This is a genomic window from Streptomyces hydrogenans (genome assembly GCF_014656075.1).
Classification (GTDB): domain Bacteria; phylum Actinomycetota; class Actinomycetes; order Streptomycetales; family Streptomycetaceae; genus Streptomyces; species Streptomyces hydrogenans.
Genome location: NZ_BNBS01000002.1, coordinates 30324 through 52895, shown reverse-complemented (window position 1 = coordinate 52895; position 22572 = coordinate 30324). Strand labels below are relative to the sequence as shown.

Here is a 22572-nt window from a genome sequence, read left to right as displayed (position 1 = left end):
CCCGGGAGGGCGCTAGCCTCGTGACACCTTTACACACGCGGGAGCTCGGAGCACCGGGCTGAGAGGGCGCTGATCACCGTACGCGCGTACTGACTGACGTACGTACGGGAGGAGGCTGCGCCGACCGCCGAACCTGTTACCGGGTAATGCCGGCGTAGGGAGATTCGGTCTCATGACCATTCAGGACGCACGCACGCCTGCCTCCGACCAGAACGACCCGAACGGCGCGCGCACGCCGGGTTGGCACAAGGGCTACGTCGAGGGCTCCCGCCCCGACCTCCGGGTGCCGGTCCGCCAGGTGCACCTCACCAACGGCAAGGACGTGACGCTGTACGACACGTCCGGTCCGTACACCGACCCCGCCGTCGACACCGACGTCCGCCGGGGCCTGCTCCCGCTCCGCGAGAACTGGATCATCGCGCGCGGCGACACCGAGGAGTACGCGGGCCGTCCGGTCCGCCCCGAGGACGACGGCATCAAGCACACCTCGCCGCGCGGCGGCGGGCTGAAGAACCTCGACGCGGTCTTCCCCGGCCGCCCGCGGCTGCCCCGCCGGGGCCGCGCCGGCCAGGCCGTGACCCAGCTCGCGTACGCCCGCCGCGGGGAGATCACCCCGGAGATGGAGTACGTCGCGATCCGGGAGAACGTCTCCCCCGAGGTCGTCCGCGAGGAGATCGCGGCGGGCCGCGCGGTGCTGCCGGCCAACGTCAACCACCCGGAGATCGAGCCGATGATCATCGGCAAGCGGTTCCTGGTGAAGGTCAACGCCAACATCGGCAACTCCGCCGTCACCTCCTCCATCGAGGAGGAGGTGGAGAAGATGACCTGGGCGACCCGCTGGGGCGCCGACACGGTCATGGACCTGTCCACCGGCCGCAACATCCACACCACCCGCGAGTGGGTGCTGCGCAACTCCCCCGTGCCCATCGGCACCGTGCCGCTCTACCAGGCGCTGGAGAAGGTCGACGGCCGCGCCGAGGACCTGACCTGGGAGATCTACAAGGACACGGTCATCGAGCAGGCCGAGCAGGGCGTGGACTACATGACCGTGCACGCCGGCGTGCTCCTGCCGTACGTGCCGCTCACCGCGCGCCGCAAGACCGGCATCGTCTCGCGCGGCGGCTCGATCATGGCGGCCTGGTGCCTCGCGCACCACAAGGAGAACTTCCTCTACACGAACTTCGAGGAGCTCTGCGAGATCCTGGCGGCGTACGACGTCACCTACTCGCTCGGCGACGGTCTGCGGCCCGGCTCGATCGCCGACGCCAACGACGACGCCCAGTTCGCGGAGCTGCGTACCCTCGGCGAGCTCAACACGATCGCCAAGCGGCACAACGTGCAGACCATGATCGAGGGCCCGGGGCACGTCCCGATGCACAAGATCAAGGAGAACATCGACCTCCAGCAGGAGATCTGCGAGGAGGCGCCGTTCTACACGCTCGGCCCGCTGACCACGGACGTCGCGCCCGCCTACGACCACATCACCTCCGGCATCGGCGCCGCGATGATCGCCTGGTGGGGCACGGCGATGCTCTGCTACGTCACGCCCAAGGAGCACCTGGGCCTGCCGAACCGCGACGACGTGAAGACCGGTGTCATCACGTACAAGATCGCGGCGCACGCGGCGGACCTCGCCAAGGGGCACCCGGGGGCCCAGGAGTGGGACGACGCGCTCTCCGACGCGCGCTTCGAGTTCCGCTGGGAGGACCAGTTCAACCTGGCCCTCGACCCGGACACCGCCCGTGAGTTCCACGACGAGACGCTGCCGGCGGAGCCCGCGAAGACGGCCCACTTCTGCTCGATGTGCGGCCCGAAGTTCTGCTCGATGAAGATCTCCCAGGACATCCGCCGCGAACACGGCGGGGACCTGAAGAAGGAGGAGATCGAGGCCGGCATGGCCGAGAAGTCGGCGGAGTTCGCCGCCTCCGGCAACCGCGTCTACCTGCCGATGGCGGAGTAGCGGTCGGCCGTACGAGACCCACCCCGGCCCGCGGTCCACGGGGGGATCGCGGGCCGGGGTGCGTCCGGGGGGCGTCAGGTTTCTCGGGACGGTGGGTCGGTGGCGGTGAGGGCGGCCTGGAGGAAGGGGATGACGCCGCGCTCCAGGAGCGCCTCGCGCCAGTCGGCGCGGGCCCGGGCGAGCTCGTCGTCGGGGGCGCCGGACTCGGCCGGGCTGTTGCGGAGGGCCGTCAGGAGGAGGCCGGCGCCGGCGCAGAGGAGTCCGGCCGCGGCGAGCGCGCCGAAGACCAGGCCCGCGGTGAGCAGGGTGGTGCCGAGGGCGGCGTCCGGGGCGAGCAGGTGGACCGTCGCCCCGACCAGGAGGAAGATCGCGGCCGCCGTGCCGGCGAGCACCGGGACGAGGACGGTGAGGACCGCGACGGCGCCCGGCGACTCGTCCGGGCCGGAGCTCCGGGGGCGGTTGGAGGCGACGCGGTGCTCCTCGCGCACCTTGGTGAAGTGCTCGTACTCGCTCGCCGCCGCCGAGGTGATCAGCGTCGTCGCGTTCAGCGCCATCGCGCGGAGCTGGGCGGCCGTCAGCCGCGTGCCGGCACCGACGAGTTCCGGCCGTTCCGGTGCGGTGCGCAGTGCGTCGTCGAGGACCCGCTCGTACTCGGCGCGGTCCTCGGTCAGCAGGTGCGGAGCCACGTTCATGTGCATCCCCCGATGCTCGATGGGCCCGGGACCGGCCGTGGTGAACGGCGGTCCGGGCGGAAGCGGAGGAGAGCCTGCCTAGCTGGGGAGAACGATGGTAGGGCCGTGACCGTGCGCGCTGACAGGGGGTTTCCGGAATTCGCCTGCCGCGGATGCGCAGGGTGAGAGTCAGTCCGCCAGCGGGAGTTGGACCACCAGCAGCTTTCCGGCCATGGTGACGCCGCCGTCCATGGCGATGGCGAGCCCGTCGGCGTAGACGTGCGGACCTTCGACGGCCGGGCGGGAGTCCTCCTCGCCGTCCTCCGTGCCGACCTGGCCCAGGAGGTACGGGATCGGGCTGTGGCCGTGCACGATCCGCGAGCCGCCGTAGGTGCCGAGCAGCTCCTGGACGGCCTGCGGGCCCCCCTCGTCGCGGAAGGCGAAGCGCTTGGTGAACTTCCGGAACAGGTCCCAGACCTCGTCGGCGTCGTTGCGCCGGATGATCTCGTGGACCGTCTCGTTGACGTCCTCGATCGTCTCGCCGTACTCCAGGTACGCGGTGGTGTCCGAGTGCAGCAGCAGGTGGTCGTCCTCGCTGACGACGGCGTCGAGCCGGGACATCCACTGGAGGTGGACGTCCTGGAGGCGGTCCATGTCGTGCTTCTGCCCGCCGTTGAGCAGCCAGGCGGCCTGGAAGGTGGCGGTGCCGGCACCGGAGTTGACGGGGGTGTCGCCGAAGCGCTTGGCGCCGATGAGGAGCAGCTCGTGGTTGCCCATGAGCGCCTTGCAGTAGCCGCCGGCGGCGGCGGCCTCGGCGGAGAGCCGCATGACGAGGTCGATGACGCCGATGCCGTCGGGGCCGCGGTCGGTGAAGTCGCCGAGGAACCAGAGGCGGGCGTTGCCCGCGGCCCAGCCGCCGTTCTCGTCGACGAGGCCCTGGGCGCGCAGGGCGGCCACGAGTTCGTCGAGGTAGCCGTGGACGTCGCCGACGACGAAGAGCGGGCCGGGGCCGTCGCCCGTGGGGGCGGGCGCGGGCGCGGCGGCCGGGGTGACGGGCACCTGGAGGGTGTCGCCGCGCTGGATGACCGGCAGGTCGCGCTCGGTCGGGGTGTAGCCGTCCGGGAAGTCGGCCGGGTAGCCGCTGCCGGGGTGGGGCGCGGCGGCGTGCGCGGTGACGACGGGGGAGGCGGGGGCGGCCTGGGGTACGGCGGCGACGGGCGCGACCGTGTGACCGGCGGCGGCGTGCGCGGCGGGGGCGGCCGTTTCGCGGTACGCGGCGGGCTCGGGGCGCGGCGTCGGCTCCGGGTACGAGGCCGGCTCCGGGTACGAGGCGGGCTCGGGACGCACCGACGGCTCGGCGTACCCGACGGGTTCGGGGTGCGGCGTCGGCTCCGGACGCACCGGCGGTTCGGGGCGGGCCGGCGGCTCGGCGTACGCGACGGGCTCGGGGCGTACCGGCGGTTCGGGGCGGGCCGGGGGTTCCGGGAAGGTGACCGGTTCCGGGTACGCGGCCGGGCGGGTGCCCAGGTGGAGGGTGGGATCGGCGGGCGCGGCGGGCGGCTCGGCCGGGGTGCCCTGCACGGGCACCCGGGCGTACGGGGGTACGCGGAAGTCACGCAATGTCGCCGTGCGCTCCACGGGATCCTGCCCGGCCCCCTGAGTCATCGACCCCTCCACCACCGTCGCGATGCCCTGCACATCGCGGACCGGCCTGGTCGGGGGGTCCGCGGTGTCGTGCGCCCATCATAGGAATGAGGGTCCGCCTGTGTGACGCACCAGGGGTGGTGAATCCGGGTTCGCTCCGGGTTCATCGGTTGTTTCGCCCGAATTGAGAAGGTCCAGTCCAGGGTCGGGCCCGGTGGGGTGGCCGGTTTTGTCGCCTCCGCCCATGGGCAGGGGCGGATCGGCGCCCGTTCACCCGGTCGTGCTCGGCGCGTGCGCGGAGTTGAACACGGAGCGGGCGAGGGTCGTTCGGGGCGTGCGAGAAGCCGTGCGCGGGGAGCGTTCGGGGCGTGCGAAGGACGTACGGGAAGCCGCGCGCGGGGTGCGCGAGGGGTCTCGTACGAAGGGAGCGCGTGGGCCGCGCGGGGGCTTTCGGCGGGGCGTCGTCCCGGCCGCTCTTTCGGCGCGGCCGGGGTCCGGAGGGTGTCGTCAGTCGTTCGCGGGGGAGCGCGGCGGGCTGACCGTCGTCCGCGGCGACCGGCGCTGCGAGGAGGTGCGGACGATGAGTTCGGTCGGTATCACCTGCTCGACCGGTCCGTCCCCTTCGACCCCTTCGATGGCGTCGATGAGGAGCTGGACGACGGCCGTGCCGATGCGGCGCGGTTTGAGCGAGAGCGTCGTGATGGGCGGTTCGGTCGTGGCGTACACGTTGGACTCGCTGCAGCACACGATCAGCAGGTCGTCGGGGACGCGCAGGCCGTAGCGCCGGGCGGCGGCGAGGAGGTCGGTGCCGTTGGGGTCGAAGAGGCCGTAGACGGCGTCGGGACGGTCGGGGCGGGCGAGCAGCCGGTCGGCCGCGACGGCGCCCGCGCACGGATCGTGCGCCGGGTAGGCCTCGTAGACGGGGTCCTGTCCGACCCGCTCGCACCAGTTGAGGTACGCGGTGGTCGAGAGGCGGGTGTAGGTGTCGGTGGTGGTGCCGGTGAGGAGGCCGATGCGGCGTGCGCCGGCGTCGGCGAGGTGGTCGAGGAGGTCGAGGACGGCGGCCTCGTGGTCGTTGTCGACCCAGGCGGTCACCGGGAGCGTGCCCGCGGGGCGTCCGTCGGAGACGACGGGGAGGCCCTGCCGGACGAGCTCGGTGACGACCGGGTCGTGGTCGGAGGGGTCGATGACGACGGTGCCGTCGAGGGCGACGTTCGACCAGACGTCATGGCGTGAGGTCGCGGGGAGGATGACGAGGGCGTAGCCGCGGGCTAGCGCGGCCGAGGTGGCGGCCCTGGCCATCTCCGCGAAGTAGGCGAACTCCGTGAAGGTGAAAGGTTCATCCCCGTACGTGGTCACGGTCAGGCCGATCAGCCCCGACTTGCCGGTGCGGAGCGTGCGGGCCGCCGCGGAGGGCCGGTAGCCCAGCCGGTCGGCGACCTCGCGGACGTGCCGGCGGGTGGCGTCCGGGAGTCGGCCCTTGCCGTTGAGCGCGTCGGAGACAGTCGTGATGGAGACCCCGGCGGCGGCGGCCACGTCCCGGATGCCTGCCCGGCCCTGCCGGCTTCCCCGGGTCTGTGCCCGGCTCACCTGGTGCTTCCCTGCTGCTGTCATGGCGAGCCGATAGTAGGGCGATGAGGGGTGGGTGAGACGGCCGCATATGCAGGCGTTGACAGGCACGTTTCTGCATGGTCGAAAGGCATCAAGAGGAAGAGAATCCAAGGCAGTTGAGGGGTTCTCCATGCGAGTCGATGTCGTCGGACGGGATGGGCCTGGTGTGGGGGCGAGGTCTCGAAGAGGTCTCAACTCACCTCTACGGGGGATGCGCGCCACGGCGCTCGCCACCGGCGCACGCCACCCGACCGCGCGCCCCCTCCCCGGGGGGCGGGTGCCCGGGACGGGGGACCGCACCCTTCGGAGAGGGGAAGGGCGGGGAGAGGGGAAGCCGGCCGGGGGCTCGTCGGGGAGCGCCGGCGGGGAGGTTTTCCACAGCGTTGCAGGGCTGTTGTCCACAGCCCATTCGCAGCGGACGGGAATCCTCATAAAGTGAGAAGCATTGGCGGTACGGACGGTCGAGGAGGCCACACTGTGAGCGAGACGAGCGGGACGAGCGCGTCCACCCCGAAGCTGCGAGCCGAGCTGGACGGCGTCCCCACGTACAAGCCGGGCAAGCCGGCCGCGGCGGACGGCCCGGCCGCCTTCAAGCTGTCCTCCAACGAGAACCCCTACCCGCCGCTGCCGGGCGTGATGGAGAGCGCGCTGGCCGCCGCCGCGAACTTCAACCGGTACCCGGACATGGCCTGCACCGAGCTGGCGGCCGAGCTGGCCGACCGCTTCGGCGTCCCGGTCTCCCACATCGCCACCGGCACGGGCTCGGTCGGCGTCGCCCAGTCGCTGCTCCAGGCGACCTCGGGCCCGGGCGACGAGGTGATCTACGCCTGGCGCTCCTTCGAGGCGTACCCGATCATCACCCAGATCAGCGGGGCCACCTCGGTGCAGGTGCCGCTGACCGCCGACGAGGTGCACGACCTCGACGCGATGGCGGAGGCGATCACCGACCGGACCCGCCTGATCTTCGTCTGCAACCCCAACAACCCGACGGGCACCGCGGTGCGCCGGGCCGAGCTGGAGCGCTTCCTGGACCGGGTGCCCTCCGACGTCCTGGTGGTGATCGACGAGGCGTACAAGGAGTTCGTGCGCGACACCGACATCCCGGACGGCATCGAGCTCTACCGCGACCGGCCGAACGTGGCGGTGCTGCGCACCTTCTCCAAGGCGTACGGCCTGGCGGGGCTGCGGGTCGGCTTCGCGATCGCCCACGAGCCGGTGGCGGCCGCGCTGCGCAAGACGGCGGTGCCGTTCGGCGTGAGCCAGGTGGCGCAGGACGCGGCGGTGGCCTCGCTGCGCGCCGAGGACGAGCTGCTCGGCCGGGTCGGCTCGCTGGTGGCGGAGCGCGAGCGGGTCCGCGCCGGGCTCGTGGCCCAGGGCTGGACGGTGCCGGACGCCCAGGCGAACTTCGTCTGGCTGCGGCTCGGTGAGCGGACCATGGAGTTCGCGGCGGAGTGCGAGCGGCACGGCGTGGTGGTGCGTCCGTTCGCGGGGGAGGGCGTGCGCGTCACGATCGGCGAGACCGAGGCGAACGACCTGTTCCTCAAGGTGACGGAGGGCTTCCGCCAGGGCGCCTGACGGCCGGGCGCACGCCTCCGGGGGTTCCCGGAGCCCGGCGGCTCGGGGGCGTACGTCTCAGCGGGTCGCCCGGGCCCGACGGCTCTGGGGCGTACCCCTCAGGCGAGTTCCACGCGGATCGGGTCGCCGTCGCGGACGGTGGCCAGGATCCGGGGGTCGGCGTCGAGCGAGCCCAGCACGTTGCATGGGCTCGCCAGCCGGCATTCCTCGCCCCGCGAGATCGGGGTGGGTCCGTAGGGGAGGGCGAGGGCGTCGCCGTCGGTCCAGAAGGCCACGGTGCCGGGGTCGACGACCTGGCGCGCCCCGGCCTCGCGCGGGACCGAGACCGGGGTGTCGAAGTAGACCTCCTCGCCCCAGGTGCGGGCGGTGGAGACGATCGGCAGGGCCCCCAGGAGCGCGCTGCTCGTGGGGGTCTCGTCGAGGGTGGCCGTGGTGTGTCCGGCCGGCCAAGTGAGGCGTATCCGTAGGGTCATGGCCCGGATTCAACAATATGTTGAAGGTCTTGGGAAGGTGTGACCTTCGGTACAGCCCCCCGCTCTGCAGTACGGATTTCGTATGAGTCATAATGCTTGTGAATGTGAACGCGTTCACAAGCGTGTCCCTGTTCGTCCCGTAATGAGGGTGATCAAAGGGGCAAAATGCCGATGTGACCACGGCGATGTAAGGAGAAGACGCAGTGGACCTCGCTTTGGCGCCGGAGACCTTGGCGCGCTGGCAGTTCGGCATCACCACCGTCTACCACTTTCTCTTCGTCCCGCTGACGATCTCCCTCGCCGCACTCACCGCCGGTCTCCAGACCGCCTGGGTCCGGACCGGGAAGGAGAAGTACCTCAGGGCGACGAAGTTCTGGGGAAAGCTCTTCCTCATCAACATCGCGATGGGTGTCGTCACCGGCATCGTGCAGGAGTTCCAGTTCGGCATGAACTGGTCGGACTACTCCCGCTTCGTCGGTGACATCTTCGGCGCCCCGCTGGCCTTCGAGGCGCTCATCGCCTTCTTTTTCGAGTCCACCTTCATCGGCCTGTGGATCTTCGGCTGGGACAAGCTGCCGAAGAAGATCCACCTCGCCTGCATCTGGATGGTGTCGATCGGCACGATCCTCTCCGCGTACTTCATCCTGGCCGCCAACTCCTGGATGCAGCACCCGGTGGGCTACCGCATCAACGAGGACCGCGGCCAGGGCGCCCGGGCCGAACTCACCGACTTCTGGGCGGTGCTCACCCAGAACACCGCGCTCACCCAGTTCTTCCACACCATGACGGCCGCCTTCCTCGTCGGCGGCGCCTTCATGGTCGGCATCTCCGCCTTCCACCTGATGCGCAAGCGGCACGTTCCGGTGATGCGGACCTCGCTGCGGCTCGGCCTGATCACCCTGATCATCGCCGGCCTCGGCACCGCCATCAGCGGGGACATGCTCGGCAAGGTCATGTTCAAGCAGCAGCCGATGAAGATGGCCGCCGCCGAGGCGCTCTGGGACGGCGAGGCACCCGCGCCCTTCTCCATCTTCGCCATCGGCGACGTGGACAAGGGCCACAACGAGGTCGCCGTCGAGATCCCCGGGATACTGTCCTACCTCGCCAACGGCGACTTCCACTCGTACGTCCCCGGCATCAACGACGTCAACAAGGCCGAGCAGGAGAAGTACGGGCCCGGCGACTACCGGCCCAACATCCCCGTCGCCTACTGGGGCTTCCGGTGGATGATCGGCTTCGGCATGGCCTCGCTCGCCCTCGGCGTCCTCGGCCTCTGGCTGACCCGCAAGAAGTTCCTGATCGCCCCCGGACTGAGGACCGGTGAGGACGAAGTGCCGAACCTCGTCCTCTTCAAGAACAAGGCGCTGAGCCCGAAGCTCGGCAGGTGGTACTGGATCGTGGCCCTCTGGACCATGCTCTTCCCGCTGATCGCCAACTCCTGGGGCTGGATCTTCACCGAGATGGGCCGGCAGCCCTGGGTGGTCTACGGAGTGATGAAGACCAGCTCCGCCGTCTCCCCCGGGGTCTCCCAGGGCGAGGTGCTCACCTCGATGATCGTCTTCACCACGCTCTACGCGATCCTCGCCGTCATCGAGGTCAAGCTCCTCGTGAAGTACGTGAAGGCCGGCCCGCCCGAGCTCACCGAGAACGACCTCAACCCGCCCACCAGGATCGGCGGGGACACCCGTGACCCCGACCGGCCCATGGCCTTCTCGTACTGAGGCTCAGGAGATCGAGGCATGGAACTCCACGACGTCTGGTTCGTACTCATCGCGGTCCTGTGGACCGGCTACTTCTTCCTGGAGGGGTTCGACTTCGGGGTCGGCATCCTCACCAAGCTGCTCGCCCGGAACCGGGCCGAGAAGCGGGTTCTGATCAACACCATCGGACCCGTCTGGGACGGCAACGAGGTGTGGCTGCTGACCGCGGGCGGCGCGACCTTCGCCGCCTTCCCCGAGTGGTACGCGACCCTCTTCTCCGGCTTCTACCTGCCCCTGCTGATCATCCTGGTCTGCCTCATCATCCGCGGCGTCGCCTTCGAGTACCGCGCGAAGCGGCCCGAGGAGAACTGGCAGCGCAACTGGGAGCAGGCCATCTTCTGGACCTCGCTGATCCCCGCGATCCTGTGGGGCGTGGCCTTCGGCAACATCGTCCGGGGCGTGAAGATCGACCGGAACATGGAGTACGTCGGCACCTTCTGGGACCTGCTCAACCCGTACGCGATCCTCGGCGGGCTGGTCACGCTCACCCTCTTCACCTTCCACGGCACGGTCTTCGTCGCCCTCAAGACGGTCGGCGACATCCGGGTCCGCGCCCGGACGCTCGCGCTCCGGCTGGGCCTGGTCACGGCGGTCCTCGCGGTCGCCTTCCTGCTCTGGACCCAGGTCGACTCGGGTGACGGCTGGAGCCTCGCGGCCATGCTGATCGCGGCGGTCTCGCTGGTCGGCGCGATCGGGGCGATCAAGGCGGGACGCGAGGGCTGGTCCTTCGCGCTCTCGGGGGTGACGATCGCCGCCGCGGTCGCCATGCTGTTCCTGGCGCTCTTCCCGAACGTCATGCCGTCCTCGCTCGACCCCGCGTGGAGCCTGACGGTGACCAACGCGTCGTCGAGCCCGTACACGCTCAAGATCATGACGTGGTGCGCGGCCATCGCCACGCCGCTGGTCCTGCTCTACCAGGGCTGGACCTACTGGGTGTTCCGCAAGCGGATCGGCACCCAGCACATCGCCGACGCCCACTAGGGCACACGCCGGCGCCTGCCAGGGCCGTCGTCGCCCGGGCCCCCGAGGGCCCGGGCGCTCATCCAGAGGGGCATGTTTCACGTGAAACCGATCGACCCGCGTCTGCTCCGGTACGCCCGGGCGACCCGCTTCTTCCTCGTCGCGGTCGTCGTACTCGGCCTGGCCGGGGCGGCGCTGGTGATCGCCCAGGCGATGCTCATCGCCGAGATCGTGGTGGGGGCCTTCCAGAAGGGCCTCTCGGTTTCCGACCTGACCACTCCCCTGCTGCTGCTCGCCGGGGTCGCGGTGGCACGGGGCCTCGTCTCCTGGCTGACCGAACTCGCCGCCCACCGGGCGAGCGCGGCGGTCAAGTCAGAACTCCGCGGCCGGCTCCTCGACCGCGCCACCGCCCTCGGACCCGGCTGGCTCGGCGGACAGCGCACCGGCTCGCTCATCGCGCTCGCCACCCGGGGCGTGGACGCGCTCGACGACTACTTCGCCCGCTACCTGCCCCAGCTCGGCCTCGCGGTCGTCGTCCCGCTGGCGGTCCTCGCGCGGATCGTCACCGAGGACTGGGTCTCGGCCGCGATCATCGTCGTCACCCTGCCGCTCATCCCGGTCTTCATGATCCTGATCGGCTGGTACACCCAGGCCCGGATGGACCGGCAGTGGAAACTGCTCTCCCGGCTTTCCGGCCACTTCCTCGACGTCGTCGCCGGACTGCCCACCCTCAAGGTCTTCGGCCGGGCCAAGGCCCAGGCCGCCTCGATCCGCGCCATCACCGCCGACTACCGGCGGGCGACCATGCGCACGCTGCGGATCGCCTTCCTGTCGTCCTTCGCCCTCGAACTGCTCTCCACGCTGTCCGTGGCGCTCGTCGCGGTCACCATCGGCATGCGGCTCGTCCACGGCACCCTCGACCTCTACACCGGACTCGTCATCCTGGTCCTCGCCCCCGAGGCGTATCTGCCGCTGCGCCAGGTCGGCGCGCAGTTCCACGCGGCGGCGGAGGGCCTGGCGGCGGCCGAGGAGATCTTCGAGGTCCTGGAGACGCCGGTGCGCGGCGGCGGTACCCGGGCGGTGCCCGCCGACGCGCGACTGGAGCTGGACCGGGTGACGGTCCGCCACCCCGGGCGCGCCGAGCCCTCCCTGGACGCGGCGAGCCTCACCGTCGAGCCGGGGGAGACCGTGGCCCTGGTCGGGCCGAGCGGTGCCGGGAAGTCGACCCTGCTCGACGTCGTCCTCGGCTTCACGGAGCCGGAGACGGGCGGAGCCGTACGGGTCGGGGGCGTGGACCTGGCGGAGCTGGACCTGGCGGCCTGGCGGGAGCGGATCGCGTGGGTGCCGCAGCGGCCGTACCTCTTCGCCGGGACGATCGCCGAGAACGTACGGCTCGCCCGGCCGGAGGCCGGTGACGACCAGGTGCGGGCGGCGCTGCGCGAGGCCGGCGCGGACTCCTTCGTGGACGCGCTGCCCGAGGGTGCCGCGACCGTGCTGGGCGAGGACGGGGCGGGACTGTCGGCCGGCCAGCGGCAGCGGCTCGCGCTCGCCCGGGCCTTCCTCGCGGACCGTCCGCTGCTGCTGCTCGACGAGCCGACGGCGGCGCTGGACGGGGAGACGGAGGCGGGGATCGTCGACGCGGTGCGGCGGCTGGCCCACGGCCGGACGGTGCTGCTCGTGGTGCACCGACCGGCGCTGCTGGCCGTCGCGGACCGCGTGGTGCGGATCGGGACGGCGGCCGGACCGGAGGACGTACCGGCGGACGGATCGGCGGACGCGTCGGCCGACGGGAGTGCCGGTGGTGCGGAGGCCGGCGACGGTTCCGTCGACGGGGTGCGCCCCGGGGCCCAGGCCCTGGTCCCGGCCCTGGAGGAGCCCGCGCCCGCGGCGGGCGCGGCGGCGGGACGCGGTGTCCTCGCCCGCGTCCGGGCGATGGCCGGGCAGCTCAAGGGGCGGATGGCGCTCGCGCTGCTGCTCGGGAGCCTGGCGCTCGGCGCGGCCGTGGGCCTCATGGCCGTGTCCGGCTGGCTCATCTCGCGGGCCTCGGAGCAGCCGCCCGTGCTGCACCTGATGGTCGCCGTGACCGCCACCCGGGCCTTCGGCATCGGACGGGCCGTCTTCCGGTACGCCGAGCGGCTTGTCTCGCACGACGCCGTGCTGCGGATGCTCGCCGAACTGCGGGTCTCCGTCTACGCCCGGCTGGAGCGGATCGCCCCCGCGGGGCTGCGCCGCACCCGGCGCGGCGACCTGCTCGCCCGGCTCGTCCACGACGTCGACGCCCTCCAGGACTACTGGCTGCGCTGGCTGCTCCCGGCCGGTGCCGCGCTCCTCGTCGGGCTCGGATCGGTCGGCTTCACCGCCTGGCTGCTGCCCGAGGCGGGCGCCGTGCTCGCGGCGGGCCTCCTCCTCGCGGGCGTGCTCGTGCCGCCGCTGGGCGCCGCGCTGGCCCGGCGGGCCGAGCGACGGCTCGCCCCGGCGCGCGGGGTGCTCGCGACCGCCGTGGCCGATCCGCTGCGCGGCTGCGCCGAACTGACCCTGGCGGCGGCGCTGCGGGACCGGCTCGACCGCGCGCGGGCCGCCGACCGCACCCTCACCGGCATCGCCTCCCGGCAGTCCGCCGCCGCCGCGCTCGGCGCGGGGCTCTCGGCCGTGGTGTGCGGCCTGACCGTGGTGGCCGCGGCCTGGGTCGGGGTGCAGGCCGTCCGGGACGGCCGGCTCGACGGGGTCGCCCTCGCCGTCGTCGTCCTCACCCCGCTCGCCGCCTTCGAGGCCGTGACCGGGCTGCCGCTCGCCGTCCAGTACCGGCAGCGGGTCCGGCACAGCGCGGAGCGGGTCTTCGAGGTGCTGGACGCGCCCGTCCCCGTACACGAGCCGGCCGTGCCCGCCGCTCCCCCGGCCGGGCCGTTCCCGCTGGAGCTGGCGGGGATCGGCGCCCGGTACGCCGGACAGGAGCACCCCGCGCTCGACGGGTTCGCGCTCACCCTGGACGCCGGGCGGCGGGTCGCCGTGGTCGGCGCCTCCGGCTCCGGCAAGACCACGCTCGCCCAGGTGCTGCTGCGGTTCCTCGACGCGGAAGCCGGTACGTACAAGATCGGCGGGGTGCCCGCGTGGGAGCTCGACGGCGACGACGTCCGCCGCTTCGTCGGGCTCTGCGCGCAGGACGCGCACCTCTTCGACAGCTCCCTGCGCGAGAACCTGCGGCTGGCCCGCACCGACGCGAGCGACGAGCAACTGCGCGAGGCGCTCCGCAGGGCCCGGCTCCTCGACTGGGTGGACGTCCTGCCCGACGGGCTCGACACCCTGGTGGGCGAGCACGGCTCGAAGCTCTCGGGCGGCCAGCGGCAGCGGCTCGCGCTGGCCCGCGCGCTCCTCGCCGACTTCCCGGTCCTCGTCCTCGACGAGCCGGCCGAGCACCTGGACCTGGCCACCGCCGACGCGCTCACCGACGACCTGCTGCGCGCGACCGAGGGCCGGACCACCGTCCTCATCACCCACCGGCTGCGGGGACTCGACGCGGTCGACGAGGTGGTGGTCCTGGACGGCGGCCGGACCGTGCAGCGCGGACCGTACGCCGAGCTGGCCGCCGAGGACGGGCCGCTGCGCCGGATGCTGGAGCAGGAACGGGCGGCCGACCTCCTCCTCGACGCCGTGGGGACGGCCACCGACAGCCGTCCGACTTTTCTCGCCAAATAGGACTAACTAGGCTCAGGTCCATGACCGCTGCCGCCACGCCCGATTCACCGGACCCCCTGGTCGCCGCCACCGAGGCCACCCGGAGCCTCCAGGGGCTGTCCACGGAGCTCACCGCCCGCGTGCCGCAGCTGCTCGAAGCGATGCGGTCGGTGGGCACCGGGCTCGAACTGCACACCACCCTCGACCGGATCTGCGAGACGGCCGCGGAGCTGGCGGCCGCCCGCTACGCGGCCATCGGGGTCGTCGACGAGGAGGGCAAGGGCCTCTCCGACTTCGTCACGTACGGCGTCGGCGAGGACGTGGCCCGGCGCATCGGGCACCGGCCCGACGGGCACGCCGGGCTGCTCGGCGCGCTCATCCGCGAGCCCCGGACGATCCGGCTCGCCGACCTCTCCACCGACCCCCGGTCGGCCGGCTTCCCGCCCGGCCACCCGGTCATGCGGAGTTTCCTCGGCGTCCCCATCCGCGTCCAGGGCGAGATCTTCGGCAACCTCTACCTCGCGGAGAAGCGCAGCGGCGAGGAGTTCAACGACTACGACGAACACATGGTCCGGGTCCTCGCCACCGAGGCGGGCATCGCCATCGGCAACGCCCGCCTCTACGAGGCCGCCCGCCAGCGCGAGCGGTGGATCGACGGCTCGGTCGCCGTGACCACCGCCCTGCTCTCCGGCGGCGACGCCGACGACGCCCTCGCCGTCGTGGCCGAACAGGCCCGGCGGCTCGCCGACGCGGACGCCGGCATCGTGCTGCTGCCGGCCGAGGACGGCGGCCTTGAGATCGTCGCCGTCTCCTCGGCCCGGCCCACCAAGTCCCTCGGCATGGTGATCCCGCCGGAGAGCCGGGTCGTGGAGCTGCTCCTGGAGGGCGAGGCGGTCTTCGTCCAGGACGCCTCCTCCGACCCGCGCATGATCAGCCGGCTGACCTCCGCCTACGGGCCGAGCATGCTGCTGCCGTTGCAGAGCGGCGGCCGGGTCCTGGGCGCGCTCGCGATGCCCCGCGCCCGGGGCGCCCGCCCCTTCTCGGAGGCCGAGCGGACCCTCGCCACCCAGTTCGCCTCGCAGGCCGCGCTCGCGCTGATGATGGCCGAGGCGCAGCGCGACCGGGAGCGGCTCGCGGTCTTCGAGGACCGCGACCGGATCGCCCGCGACCTCCACGACCTCGTCATCCAGCGGCTCTTCGCCACCGGGATGATGCTGGAGAGCGCGCAGCGGAAGGCGATCGTGCCGGCCGTCCAGGAGGGCGTCGGCAAGGCCGTGGACGAGCTGGACGTCACCATCCAGGAGATCCGCACGGCGATCTTCGCGCTCCAGCAGGGCCCGGCGGAGGCGCCGTCGGGGCTGCGCACGCGGGTGCTGCGGGAGATCAACATGGCGGCGGTGCCGCTGGGCTTCAAGCCCGCGCACCGCTTCCTCGGCGCGATCGACGCCACGGTCGGCGAACTGACCGGCAAGAACCTGATCGCCGCGCTCCGCGAGGCGCTCTCCAACGCCTTCCGGCACTCGTCCGCGAGCCGCATCGAGGTCGTCGTCGACGCGACCGTGACCCTGCCGGACGGTTCGCCCGGGGTACGGCTCACGGTCGCGGACGACGGCGTGGGCATGCCCGAGGGCGGCCGCCGCAGCGGCCTGCGCAACCTCGCCCGGCGCGCCGAGTCCCTCGGCGGTGCGAGCTGGTGCGGTCCGGGTCTCGCCGAGGACGGCGGCGGCACGTCGGTGGTGTGGGAGGCGCCGCTCTAGGGTGCGGGGGCGGGTCTCGTCTAGCGGGTGCTCGGTTCCGCCGCTTCGGCGACGAGCTGTTCGATGACGACGGCGACGCCGTCGTCGTTGTTGCCGATGGTGCGGCCCGAGGCGGCGGCGACGACCTCCGGGTGGGCGTTGCCCATCGCGTACGAGCGGCCGGCCCAGCTCAGCATCTCGATGTCGTTCGGCATGTCGCCGAAGGCCACCACCTCCTCGGGCGCGATGCCGCGCTGCTCGCAGCAGAGCGCGAGCGTGGACGCCTTGGAGACGCCGAGGGCGCTGATCTCGATGAGCGCGGTGGGGCTGGACCGGGTGAAGGAGGCCAGGTCGCCGGCGGTCTCGCGGGCCGTCGCCAGGAAGACGTCGGGGTCGAGTTCGGGGTGCTGGGCGAGCAGTTTGAGGACGGGGGCGGCGGCGCCGGGCGCCTCCTCGTACAGCAGCTTCTCGGCGGTGGCGACGGTGGCGCCGGGGTCGAGGAAGAAGGGCGGGTACTGCGGCTCGTAGTGGATGCCGGTGGTCAGCTCGACGGCGAAGCTGGTGCCGGGGGCGGCGGCCCGCAGGGCCCGTACGACGTCGAGGGCGACGGGCCGGTCCAGCGGCCGGACCTGCACGAAGGCGCCGCCGGCGTGCAGGTCCACGACGGCCGCGCCGTTGGCGCAGATGGCGAGGCCGTGGCCGTGGACGTGGGCGCTGACGACGTCCATCCAGCGGGCCGGGCGGCCGGTGACGAAGAAGACCTCGATCCCCGCCCGCTCGGCCGCGGCGAGGGCGGCGACGGTCCGCTCGGAGACGGACTTGTCGTCGCGCAGGAGGGTGCCGTCGAGGTCGGTGGCGACGAGACGGGCGGCGGGCCTGGAGGACGGGCGGGGAGAGGTCACCTTCTTATGGTGCCGCAAGAGGCGCACGGGCGTGCGGGTCCCCGCACATTTGAGTGGGACATGACGTGAGGGCTCGTCGCGCGGTGGGGACGGGCCTGTCGCGTGGTGCGGACGTGTCCTGCTGTGGGTGCCCGCCGCTCCCCGCGGCCGGTCACGCCGTGAGGGCCCGTACGAGCGTCTCGGCCACGGCCCGCTGACCGGCGGCGGACAGGTGGACGCCGTCCTCGGTGTGGAGGTCGGGGCCGGTGCCGGTGGGGCGGGTGGCGTCGCGGGTGTCGACGGTTCTGCCGGGGAGGGTGAGGACGAGGTCGGCGACGGCGTCGACGTCCTCGCGGAGCCAGCCGATGCCGGCCCGCCGGAAGTGCGGGTACGCCTCGGCGCGCGCGTGGTCCATGGCGCTCGGGGTGAGCCAGGTCCAGCGGTCGGGGTCGGTGAGCCCGGAGTGCTCCCGCAGCGCGCGCAGGTTCCGTGCGGTCTCGGCCGGGCCGGTCAGCAGGACGCCGTCGGGGTGGTCGGGGGTGCGGGCGAGCCGCTGGGCGTCGTTGGCGCCGAGCATGCACAGGACCCGGTCGGGGCGCAGGAGGCCCAGCCCCGGGAGGTGGGTGAGGGCCTGGGAGGTGGTGAGGCCGGAGACCGAGAGGTCGACGAGGGTGATGGCGTCGGGCAGGAGGTGGCGCAGGACCGCGCGCCAGGACAGCCGGTCGGCGGTGGTGCTCTCGCCGAGGACGGCGATCCGCTCCCCGGGGCGGAAGGGGAGCCGGGCGACGCGGGCGGCGAACTCCGGGTCCGCGAGGAGTCCGGCGGCGGTCCGGCGGGCCTGCTCGTCGAGGTCGTGGAGCAGCTCGCGGTAGGCGTCGGGGGTCAGGCCGAAGAGGCCGGCGACGGTGGCCTCGGAGAGGTCGCCGAGGTAGCGGAGGTTCTTCTCGGGCTGCTGGAAGCGGATCAGCCTCGCGGTGGGCGGGGCCTGCGGGGCGGGTGCCGTACGGCCCTCGGCGCGGGTGGTCATGCGCGGGTCTCCTCGGGGTGCGGGGCGCCGGTACGGGCCCGGACGCGGGGGTCGGAACGGTGGCGGGGCAGCAGGAACCCGGCCGCGATCAGCCACAGCAGGCCGCCGAAGCGGGCGATCGGGAGCAGGATGGCGGCGCCGTCGAACAGCAGGGTGAGGGTGGACAGTTCGGCGAGGGCGGCGAGGACGAGGCCGCCGAGCGCGAGCCCCCGGGGTAGCAGTCCGGCGAGCAGTCCGGGGACGGCGACGCCGGCGACGAGCAGGCCCAGCGCGACCACGTGGCCGGGGCCGCCGGTCGCGAAGGCCAGTGTCTGGAAGGCGCGGACGACACCCGTCTGGCCGAGCACCTCGGGGCGGGAGAGCGTCCAGCTCAGCAGGGCGGACAGGGCGAGGAAGCCCGAGGCGAGCAGGCCGCCGGCGAGGGCGATGGTGGCGCCCGGTGCCCGGACGCCGAGCCGGTGGAGGCGGGCGGAGGCGGTGGCGGCGTAGATCGCGAGCGGTACGGACGCGCCGAACTGGAGCGTCGCGGCGATCCGGACGGCGTCGGTGTGGTCGCGGAAGTAGGCGGCGATGTCGTCGGTCGCGTCGGCGCCGCCGAAGGGCGAGGGGAAGGTGGCGCCGCCCGCCATGACGATGCCGGCGGCGAGCCCGGCGACGAAGAGGGCGGTGAAGACGAGGGCGAGCGGTCCGAGCGGAGGCCCGCCCTGGGCCTCGTGGCGCCGGGCGGTCGGGTTCTGGACGGCCATGGTCGTTTCCGTTCTCAAGGGAGAATGGTTCACCTTGGAGAATCATTCTTTTCGAGTACGATAACTCCGTGAGCAGCCAGGGGCAACAACCAGCGGAAGAGCACGGGCCGGCCGACGGGCATGACCAGCGGATTCCGGTGCCGCGCGGTGCGGCGTTCCTGCTCGCGCAGCTCGGGGCGCACGCGGCGGGACGTTTCGGCGAGCGCGTCGGCGGGCTGGGACTCGCCCCGCCGGACGTCGGCCTGCTGCGGATGATCGCCACCGACCCCGGCCGCAGCCAGCGCTCCCTCGCCGCCGACCTGGGCGTGGTGCCCAGCCGGGTCGTCGCCCTCATCGACAACCTGGAGCGGAAGGGCCTGGTGGAGCGGCGGCGCAGCACCGAGGACCGCCGCAACTACGAGCTGTACGTCTCCGAGGCCGGGCGCGCCGCCCTCGCCGGGGTCCGCGAGGTGGCCGCCGCCCACGAGGACGACCTGCTGGCCGCGCTGGACGGGGCCGAGCGGGCCCGGCTCGCGGAGCTCCTCGGCCGCGTCGCCGCGCAGCAGGGACTCACGCCGGGCGTCCACCCCGGCTACCGCAACCTCTCGAAGCGGGCGGGGCGGCGGGAGGAGTAGGCGGAGGGGAGCCGGTGACGGGAGGGACGGCGTCGGGTGGGTCGGCGTCGGGAGGAGCCGAGGCAGGGCGGGCCGGCGTCGGGTGAGTCGGCGTCGGGAACCGTCGGCAGGAGGACTCCCGCGGGACCGACGTACGCTCGGTGCATGAGCCTGCGCCTGAGTACCGTGATCCTGCCTGTCGACCGCTGGCACGAGGGCGGCCGCGCCACCTGGCAGCGCGCCGAGGAACTCGGCTTCCACGCCGCGTACACCTACGACCACCTGTCCTGGCGCAGCTTCCGGGACGGCCCGTGGTTCGGCGCGGTGCCCACCCTCACCGCCGCGGCGACCGCGACGGACCGGCTGCGCCTGGGCACCCTCGTCACCTCGCCGAACTTCCGGCATCCGGTGACGCTGGCCAAGGAGCTGATCTCGCTCGACGACATCTCCGGCGGCCGGATCACCCTCGGCATCGGCGCCGGCGGCAACGGCTTCGACGCCACCGCGCTCGGCCAGGAGCCGTGGACGCCGAAGGAACGGGCCGACCGCTTCGCCGAGTTCGTCCCGCTGCTCGACCGGCTGCTCACCGAGGACGCCGTGACGGAGAGCGGCACGTTCTATTCGGCCGACGAGGCCCGCGACATCCCCGGCTGTGTGCAGCGCCCCCGGCTGCCCTTCGCGGTGGCCGCGACCGGCCCGCGCGGCATGCGGCTGGCGGCCCGCCACGGGCAGGCGTGGGTGACGACCGGCGACCCCAAGCTGTACGAGTCGGGCACGGCGGCCCAGTCGGTCGAGGCCCTGCGCGGCCAGATCGAGCGGCTCGGCAAGGCGTGCGCGGAGATCGGCCGGGACGTGGCCGAACTCGACAAGGTCCTGCTGACCAGCTTCACCCCGGAGAAGAACGCGGTGCTCTCCTCCCTGGAGGGATTCGTGGACTTCGCCGGCACCCACCGTGACCTCGGCTTCACCGAGATCGTGATCCACTGGCCGATCCAGGACTCGGACTTCGCCGCCGACCAGGCCGTCTTCGAGAGCATCGCCACGGAGGCGCTCGGCCGGCTGGGCTGATCAGGGCCGCCGGAGCGGAGGACGGTTCAGCGGACCCGGCCGCTCAGCCAGGGGGTGAGCGTCATCATCGGGATCAGCTCCTTGTAGGTCTCGCCGCCGGGCACCGGGACGATCAGCCACTGGCCGGGCGGGAAGAACCGTCCCTTCACATGGGCCAGCCCGGTGTGGATCGCCCGCACGAAGCCGGGTACGGCGTCCCGCGGCACGTCGGCGAACTCGACGCCGTCCACCATGATCCGGGCGTCGTCCTCGGGGTAGAGCTGCACGGAGAGGTACGGGGAGCCGCCGAGCTCGATGAAGGCCTCGTGCGGCAGCGAGCCGTCCTCGTCGAGCACGCCGAAGGCCCCGGCGGAGGTGCGGCGGGAGGTCTGGTCCGCGCCGATGTCGTCGGTGACCGTGATCTCCAGGCGGAACTCCTCGGCGAGCGCGCGGACGGCGCCGACGGCGGCCTGGGTGCTGGGCAGATGCGGGTGAGCCATGCCTCGATCATGCCCCAGCGGCGAACGGCCTCCAGGGCGATGACCTGCGCGAGGCCGCCCCTCAGCCGGGGAAGCGGATGAACTCCGGTGGTACGGCTCCGGTCAGCCAGACCCCGTTGGCGCTGACCCGGAACACGTGGCCCGCCCGGTGCATCGCGCCCGCGTCCACGCTCAGCACCACCGGCCGGCCGCGCCGGGCCCCGACCCGGGTGGCCGTCTCGCGGTCGGGGGAGAGGTGCACGTCGTGACGGGCCATGGGTCTCAGCCCCTCCGCCCGGATCGCGGACAGCCGGTCCGCGACCGTACCGTGGAAGAGGTACGCGGGCGGCTCGGCGGCCGGCAGGTCCAGGTCGACCTCGATCGTGTGGCCCTGACTGGCACGGATCCGGGTGCCTTCGACGGCGAACCGCTTCTTGTCGTTGGAGGCGATCACGTGGTCCAGCTCGGCGCGGCTGATCGGGAAGCCGTGGGAGGCCGCGGCGGCGAGCAGGGCGTCGATCTCGGTCCAGCCGTGCGCGTCCAGGACCAGGCCGATCCGCTCGGGCTGGTGCCGCAGATGCTTCGACAGGTACTTCGACACCTTCACCGTGCGACGTTCGTCCATCGTTCTTCCCCTCCGGGTTTGGTCCACAGCCAACATGGGTTATCCACAGGCCAGTTGGTGATTCTGTGGACAACTACCCAGAAGAATCAAATGGTTTATTGAAGTGTGGGAGAATTGCGGGCATTTACCGCCAATGCGTCCAATGTCCTTTTATTGACCTCGCGTTCGGCCGCCGCCGTCATGAACGCCGCGACGCCCTCCGGGCCCACCAGCGCCTGTACGGCCCGGATCGTGTCGGCCGGGACCTGCACCGGGCGCGGCTCGTCCCCCTGCGCGGGCAGCGGGTCGGGGGAGAGGTGGATCTGGAGGTGACGGGTCGCCAGGATCTGCATGGCCCTGGCCAGTTCGGCGTCCACGGTCTGCTGCGCGAGCGGCCGGAGGCGCCGCACCATCGTCGCCGCCTCGGCCGCGTCGGAGTCGGTCGGCGGCCGGTGCTCCAGATAGCGGGAGAAGACGTGCTCGGTGGTGAACTCCAGGAAACGGACCGCTATGTGCTCGACCTGCTCCCGAAGTTCCCTCAGGTGCCCGGTGATCGCGGACAGCGGCACGCCCGCCGCGTGCAACTCCACGGCCACCGCCAGCTCCTGGGGGCTGGGAACCAGGTACTCCTCGGTGTCCCGGCCCGGGATCCGCTCCAGGACGCCCAGCTCGACCGCCTCCCGGACGGCGTCCTCGTCCGGGGTGCCGCCGAAGCGGGCGTCGAGCTCCGCGCGGGTGATCCGGGCCGCCTCCTCGTCCGTCCACGGCCCCTGGACCTCCGCGACCAGCCCGAGCACCCCGCCGAGCCCCCGGCCGGTGTCCCACGCGTCGAGGAGCTCCTTGATCGAGGCCAGCGTGTAGCCCCGGTCCAACAGGTCCGCGATCTGCCGCAGCCGGGCCAGATGGCTGTCCCCGTACACGTTCGACCTGCCCCGCCGCTCGGGGCGGGGCAGCAGACCGCGGTCCTGGTAGGCGCGGATCGTCCGGACCGTGGCCCCGCTGTGATGGGCCAGATCCTCGATCCGGTACTCCGGTCGTACTGCTGACTGCTCGGACAAAACCGCTCCCACCGGACGCTCGCTCCACCCCGCGAGGGGCTCCTGCTGCGAGGGATCGTACGGCCGTCCGCCCGG

18 protein-coding genes are annotated in these 22572 nt (G+C 72.7%); 8 read left to right on the top strand and 10 right to left on the bottom strand.

Annotation, left to right across the window (positions count from 1 at the left end; genetic code table 11):
- The first annotated feature begins 172 nt into the window (after positions 1-172).
- The gene (gene thiC, locus IE321_RS01670; protein ID WP_226652182.1) at positions 173-1960 is read left to right on the top strand and encodes a phosphomethylpyrimidine synthase ThiC; all 1788 of its coding nucleotides are present in this window, start codon (positions 173-175) and stop codon (positions 1958-1960) included.
- A 74-nt stretch (positions 1961-2034) separates the two neighbouring features.
- Here thiC and IE321_RS01665 read toward each other — a convergent pair whose 3' ends face one another.
- The 3 genes from IE321_RS01665 to IE321_RS01655 form a co-directional block, all read right to left on the bottom strand.
- Complete coding sequence (locus tag IE321_RS01665) at positions 2035-2658, bottom strand: hypothetical protein (RefSeq protein WP_226652183.1); 624 nt, start codon at positions 2656-2658, stop codon at positions 2035-2037.
- 162 nt (positions 2659-2820) lie between these two features.
- A complete protein-coding gene (locus tag IE321_RS01660) occupies positions 2821-4296 on the bottom strand; it encodes a metallophosphoesterase (protein WP_190221449.1) in 1476 nt (491 codons plus the stop codon).
- Between the two features lie 486 nt (positions 4297-4782).
- Positions 4783-5889: a LacI family DNA-binding transcriptional regulator gene (locus IE321_RS01655; RefSeq protein ID WP_051841848.1), complete on the bottom strand. Its 1107-nt coding sequence runs from the start codon at positions 5887-5889 to the stop codon at positions 4783-4785.
- A 474-nt stretch (positions 5890-6363) separates the two neighbouring features.
- On the opposite strand from IE321_RS01655, the gene hisC reads away from it, so the two are divergent.
- The gene (gene hisC / locus IE321_RS01650) at positions 6364-7461 is read left to right on the top strand and encodes a histidinol-phosphate transaminase (RefSeq protein WP_043222622.1); all 1098 of its coding nucleotides are present in this window, start codon (positions 6364-6366) and stop codon (positions 7459-7461) included.
- 98 nt (positions 7462-7559) lie between these two features.
- Here hisC and IE321_RS01645 read toward each other — a convergent pair whose 3' ends face one another.
- Entirely contained in the window at positions 7560-7934 is a 375-nt protein-coding gene (locus IE321_RS01645) for a cyclophilin-like fold protein (RefSeq protein WP_043222619.1), read from the bottom strand.
- Between the two features lie 203 nt (positions 7935-8137).
- On the opposite strand from IE321_RS01645, the gene IE321_RS01640 reads away from it, so the two are divergent.
- The 4 genes from IE321_RS01640 (at position 8138) to IE321_RS01625 (ending at position 16083) form a co-directional block, all read left to right on the top strand.
- Complete coding sequence (locus tag IE321_RS01640) at positions 8138-9655, top strand: cytochrome ubiquinol oxidase subunit I (RefSeq protein WP_190221448.1); 1518 nt, start codon at positions 8138-8140, stop codon at positions 9653-9655.
- 18 nt (positions 9656-9673) lie between these two features.
- Positions 9674-10675, top strand: coding sequence for a cytochrome d ubiquinol oxidase subunit II (cydB, locus tag IE321_RS01635; protein ID WP_190221447.1), 1002 nt, complete (start codon positions 9674-9676; stop codon positions 10673-10675).
- A gap of 81 nt (positions 10676-10756) precedes the next feature.
- On the top strand, positions 10757-14347 hold the full coding sequence (gene cydD / locus IE321_RS01630) for a thiol reductant ABC exporter subunit CydD (RefSeq protein ID WP_190221446.1): 3591 nt from the start codon (positions 10757-10759) through the stop codon (positions 14345-14347).
- Between the two features lie 20 nt (positions 14348-14367).
- A complete protein-coding gene (locus IE321_RS01625) occupies positions 14368-16083 on the top strand; it encodes a sensor histidine kinase (protein WP_043222611.1) in 1716 nt (571 codons plus the stop codon).
- Between the two features lie 20 nt (positions 16084-16103).
- Here IE321_RS01625 and IE321_RS01620 read toward each other — a convergent pair whose 3' ends face one another.
- The 3 genes from IE321_RS01620 to IE321_RS01610 form a co-directional block, all read right to left on the bottom strand.
- Positions 16104-16964, bottom strand: coding sequence for a Cof-type HAD-IIB family hydrolase (locus IE321_RS01620; protein ID WP_043222609.1), 861 nt, complete (start codon positions 16962-16964; stop codon positions 16104-16106).
- 151 nt (positions 16965-17115) lie between these two features.
- Entirely contained in the window at positions 17116-17970 is an 855-nt protein-coding gene (locus tag IE321_RS01615) for an SGNH/GDSL hydrolase family protein (RefSeq protein WP_190221445.1), read from the bottom strand.
- Positions 17967-18734, bottom strand: a complete 768-nt coding sequence (locus IE321_RS01610; protein WP_226652186.1) for a hypothetical protein — start codon at positions 18732-18734, stop codon at positions 17967-17969. Before IE321_RS01610 ends, IE321_RS01615 begins: the two co-directional genes overlap by 4 nt.
- 50 nt (positions 18735-18784) lie before the next feature.
- Here IE321_RS01610 and IE321_RS01605 point away from each other — a divergent pair, with 50 nt between their 5' ends.
- A complete protein-coding gene (locus IE321_RS01605; protein WP_079021925.1) occupies positions 18785-19330 on the top strand; it encodes a MarR family winged helix-turn-helix transcriptional regulator in 546 nt (181 codons plus the stop codon).
- A gap of 144 nt (positions 19331-19474) precedes the next feature.
- Entirely contained in the window at positions 19475-20377 is a 903-nt protein-coding gene (locus tag IE321_RS01600; protein WP_043222606.1) for an LLM class flavin-dependent oxidoreductase, read from the top strand.
- Between the two features lie 26 nt (positions 20378-20403).
- Here the strand turns inward: IE321_RS01600 and IE321_RS01595 are convergent, their stop codons facing one another.
- The 3 genes from IE321_RS01595 to IE321_RS01585 form a co-directional block, all read right to left on the bottom strand.
- Entirely contained in the window at positions 20404-20856 is a 453-nt protein-coding gene (locus tag IE321_RS01595) for a hypothetical protein (RefSeq protein WP_190221444.1), read from the bottom strand.
- Between the two features lie 61 nt (positions 20857-20917).
- On the bottom strand, positions 20918-21460 hold the full coding sequence (locus IE321_RS01590) for an RNA 2'-phosphotransferase (RefSeq protein ID WP_190221443.1): 543 nt from the start codon (positions 21458-21460) through the stop codon (positions 20918-20920).
- Between the two features lie 95 nt (positions 21461-21555).
- Positions 21556-22497, bottom strand: a complete 942-nt coding sequence (locus IE321_RS01585) for a MerR family transcriptional regulator (RefSeq protein ID WP_190221442.1) — start codon at positions 22495-22497, stop codon at positions 21556-21558.
- Positions 22498-22572 lie beyond the last annotated feature (75 nt).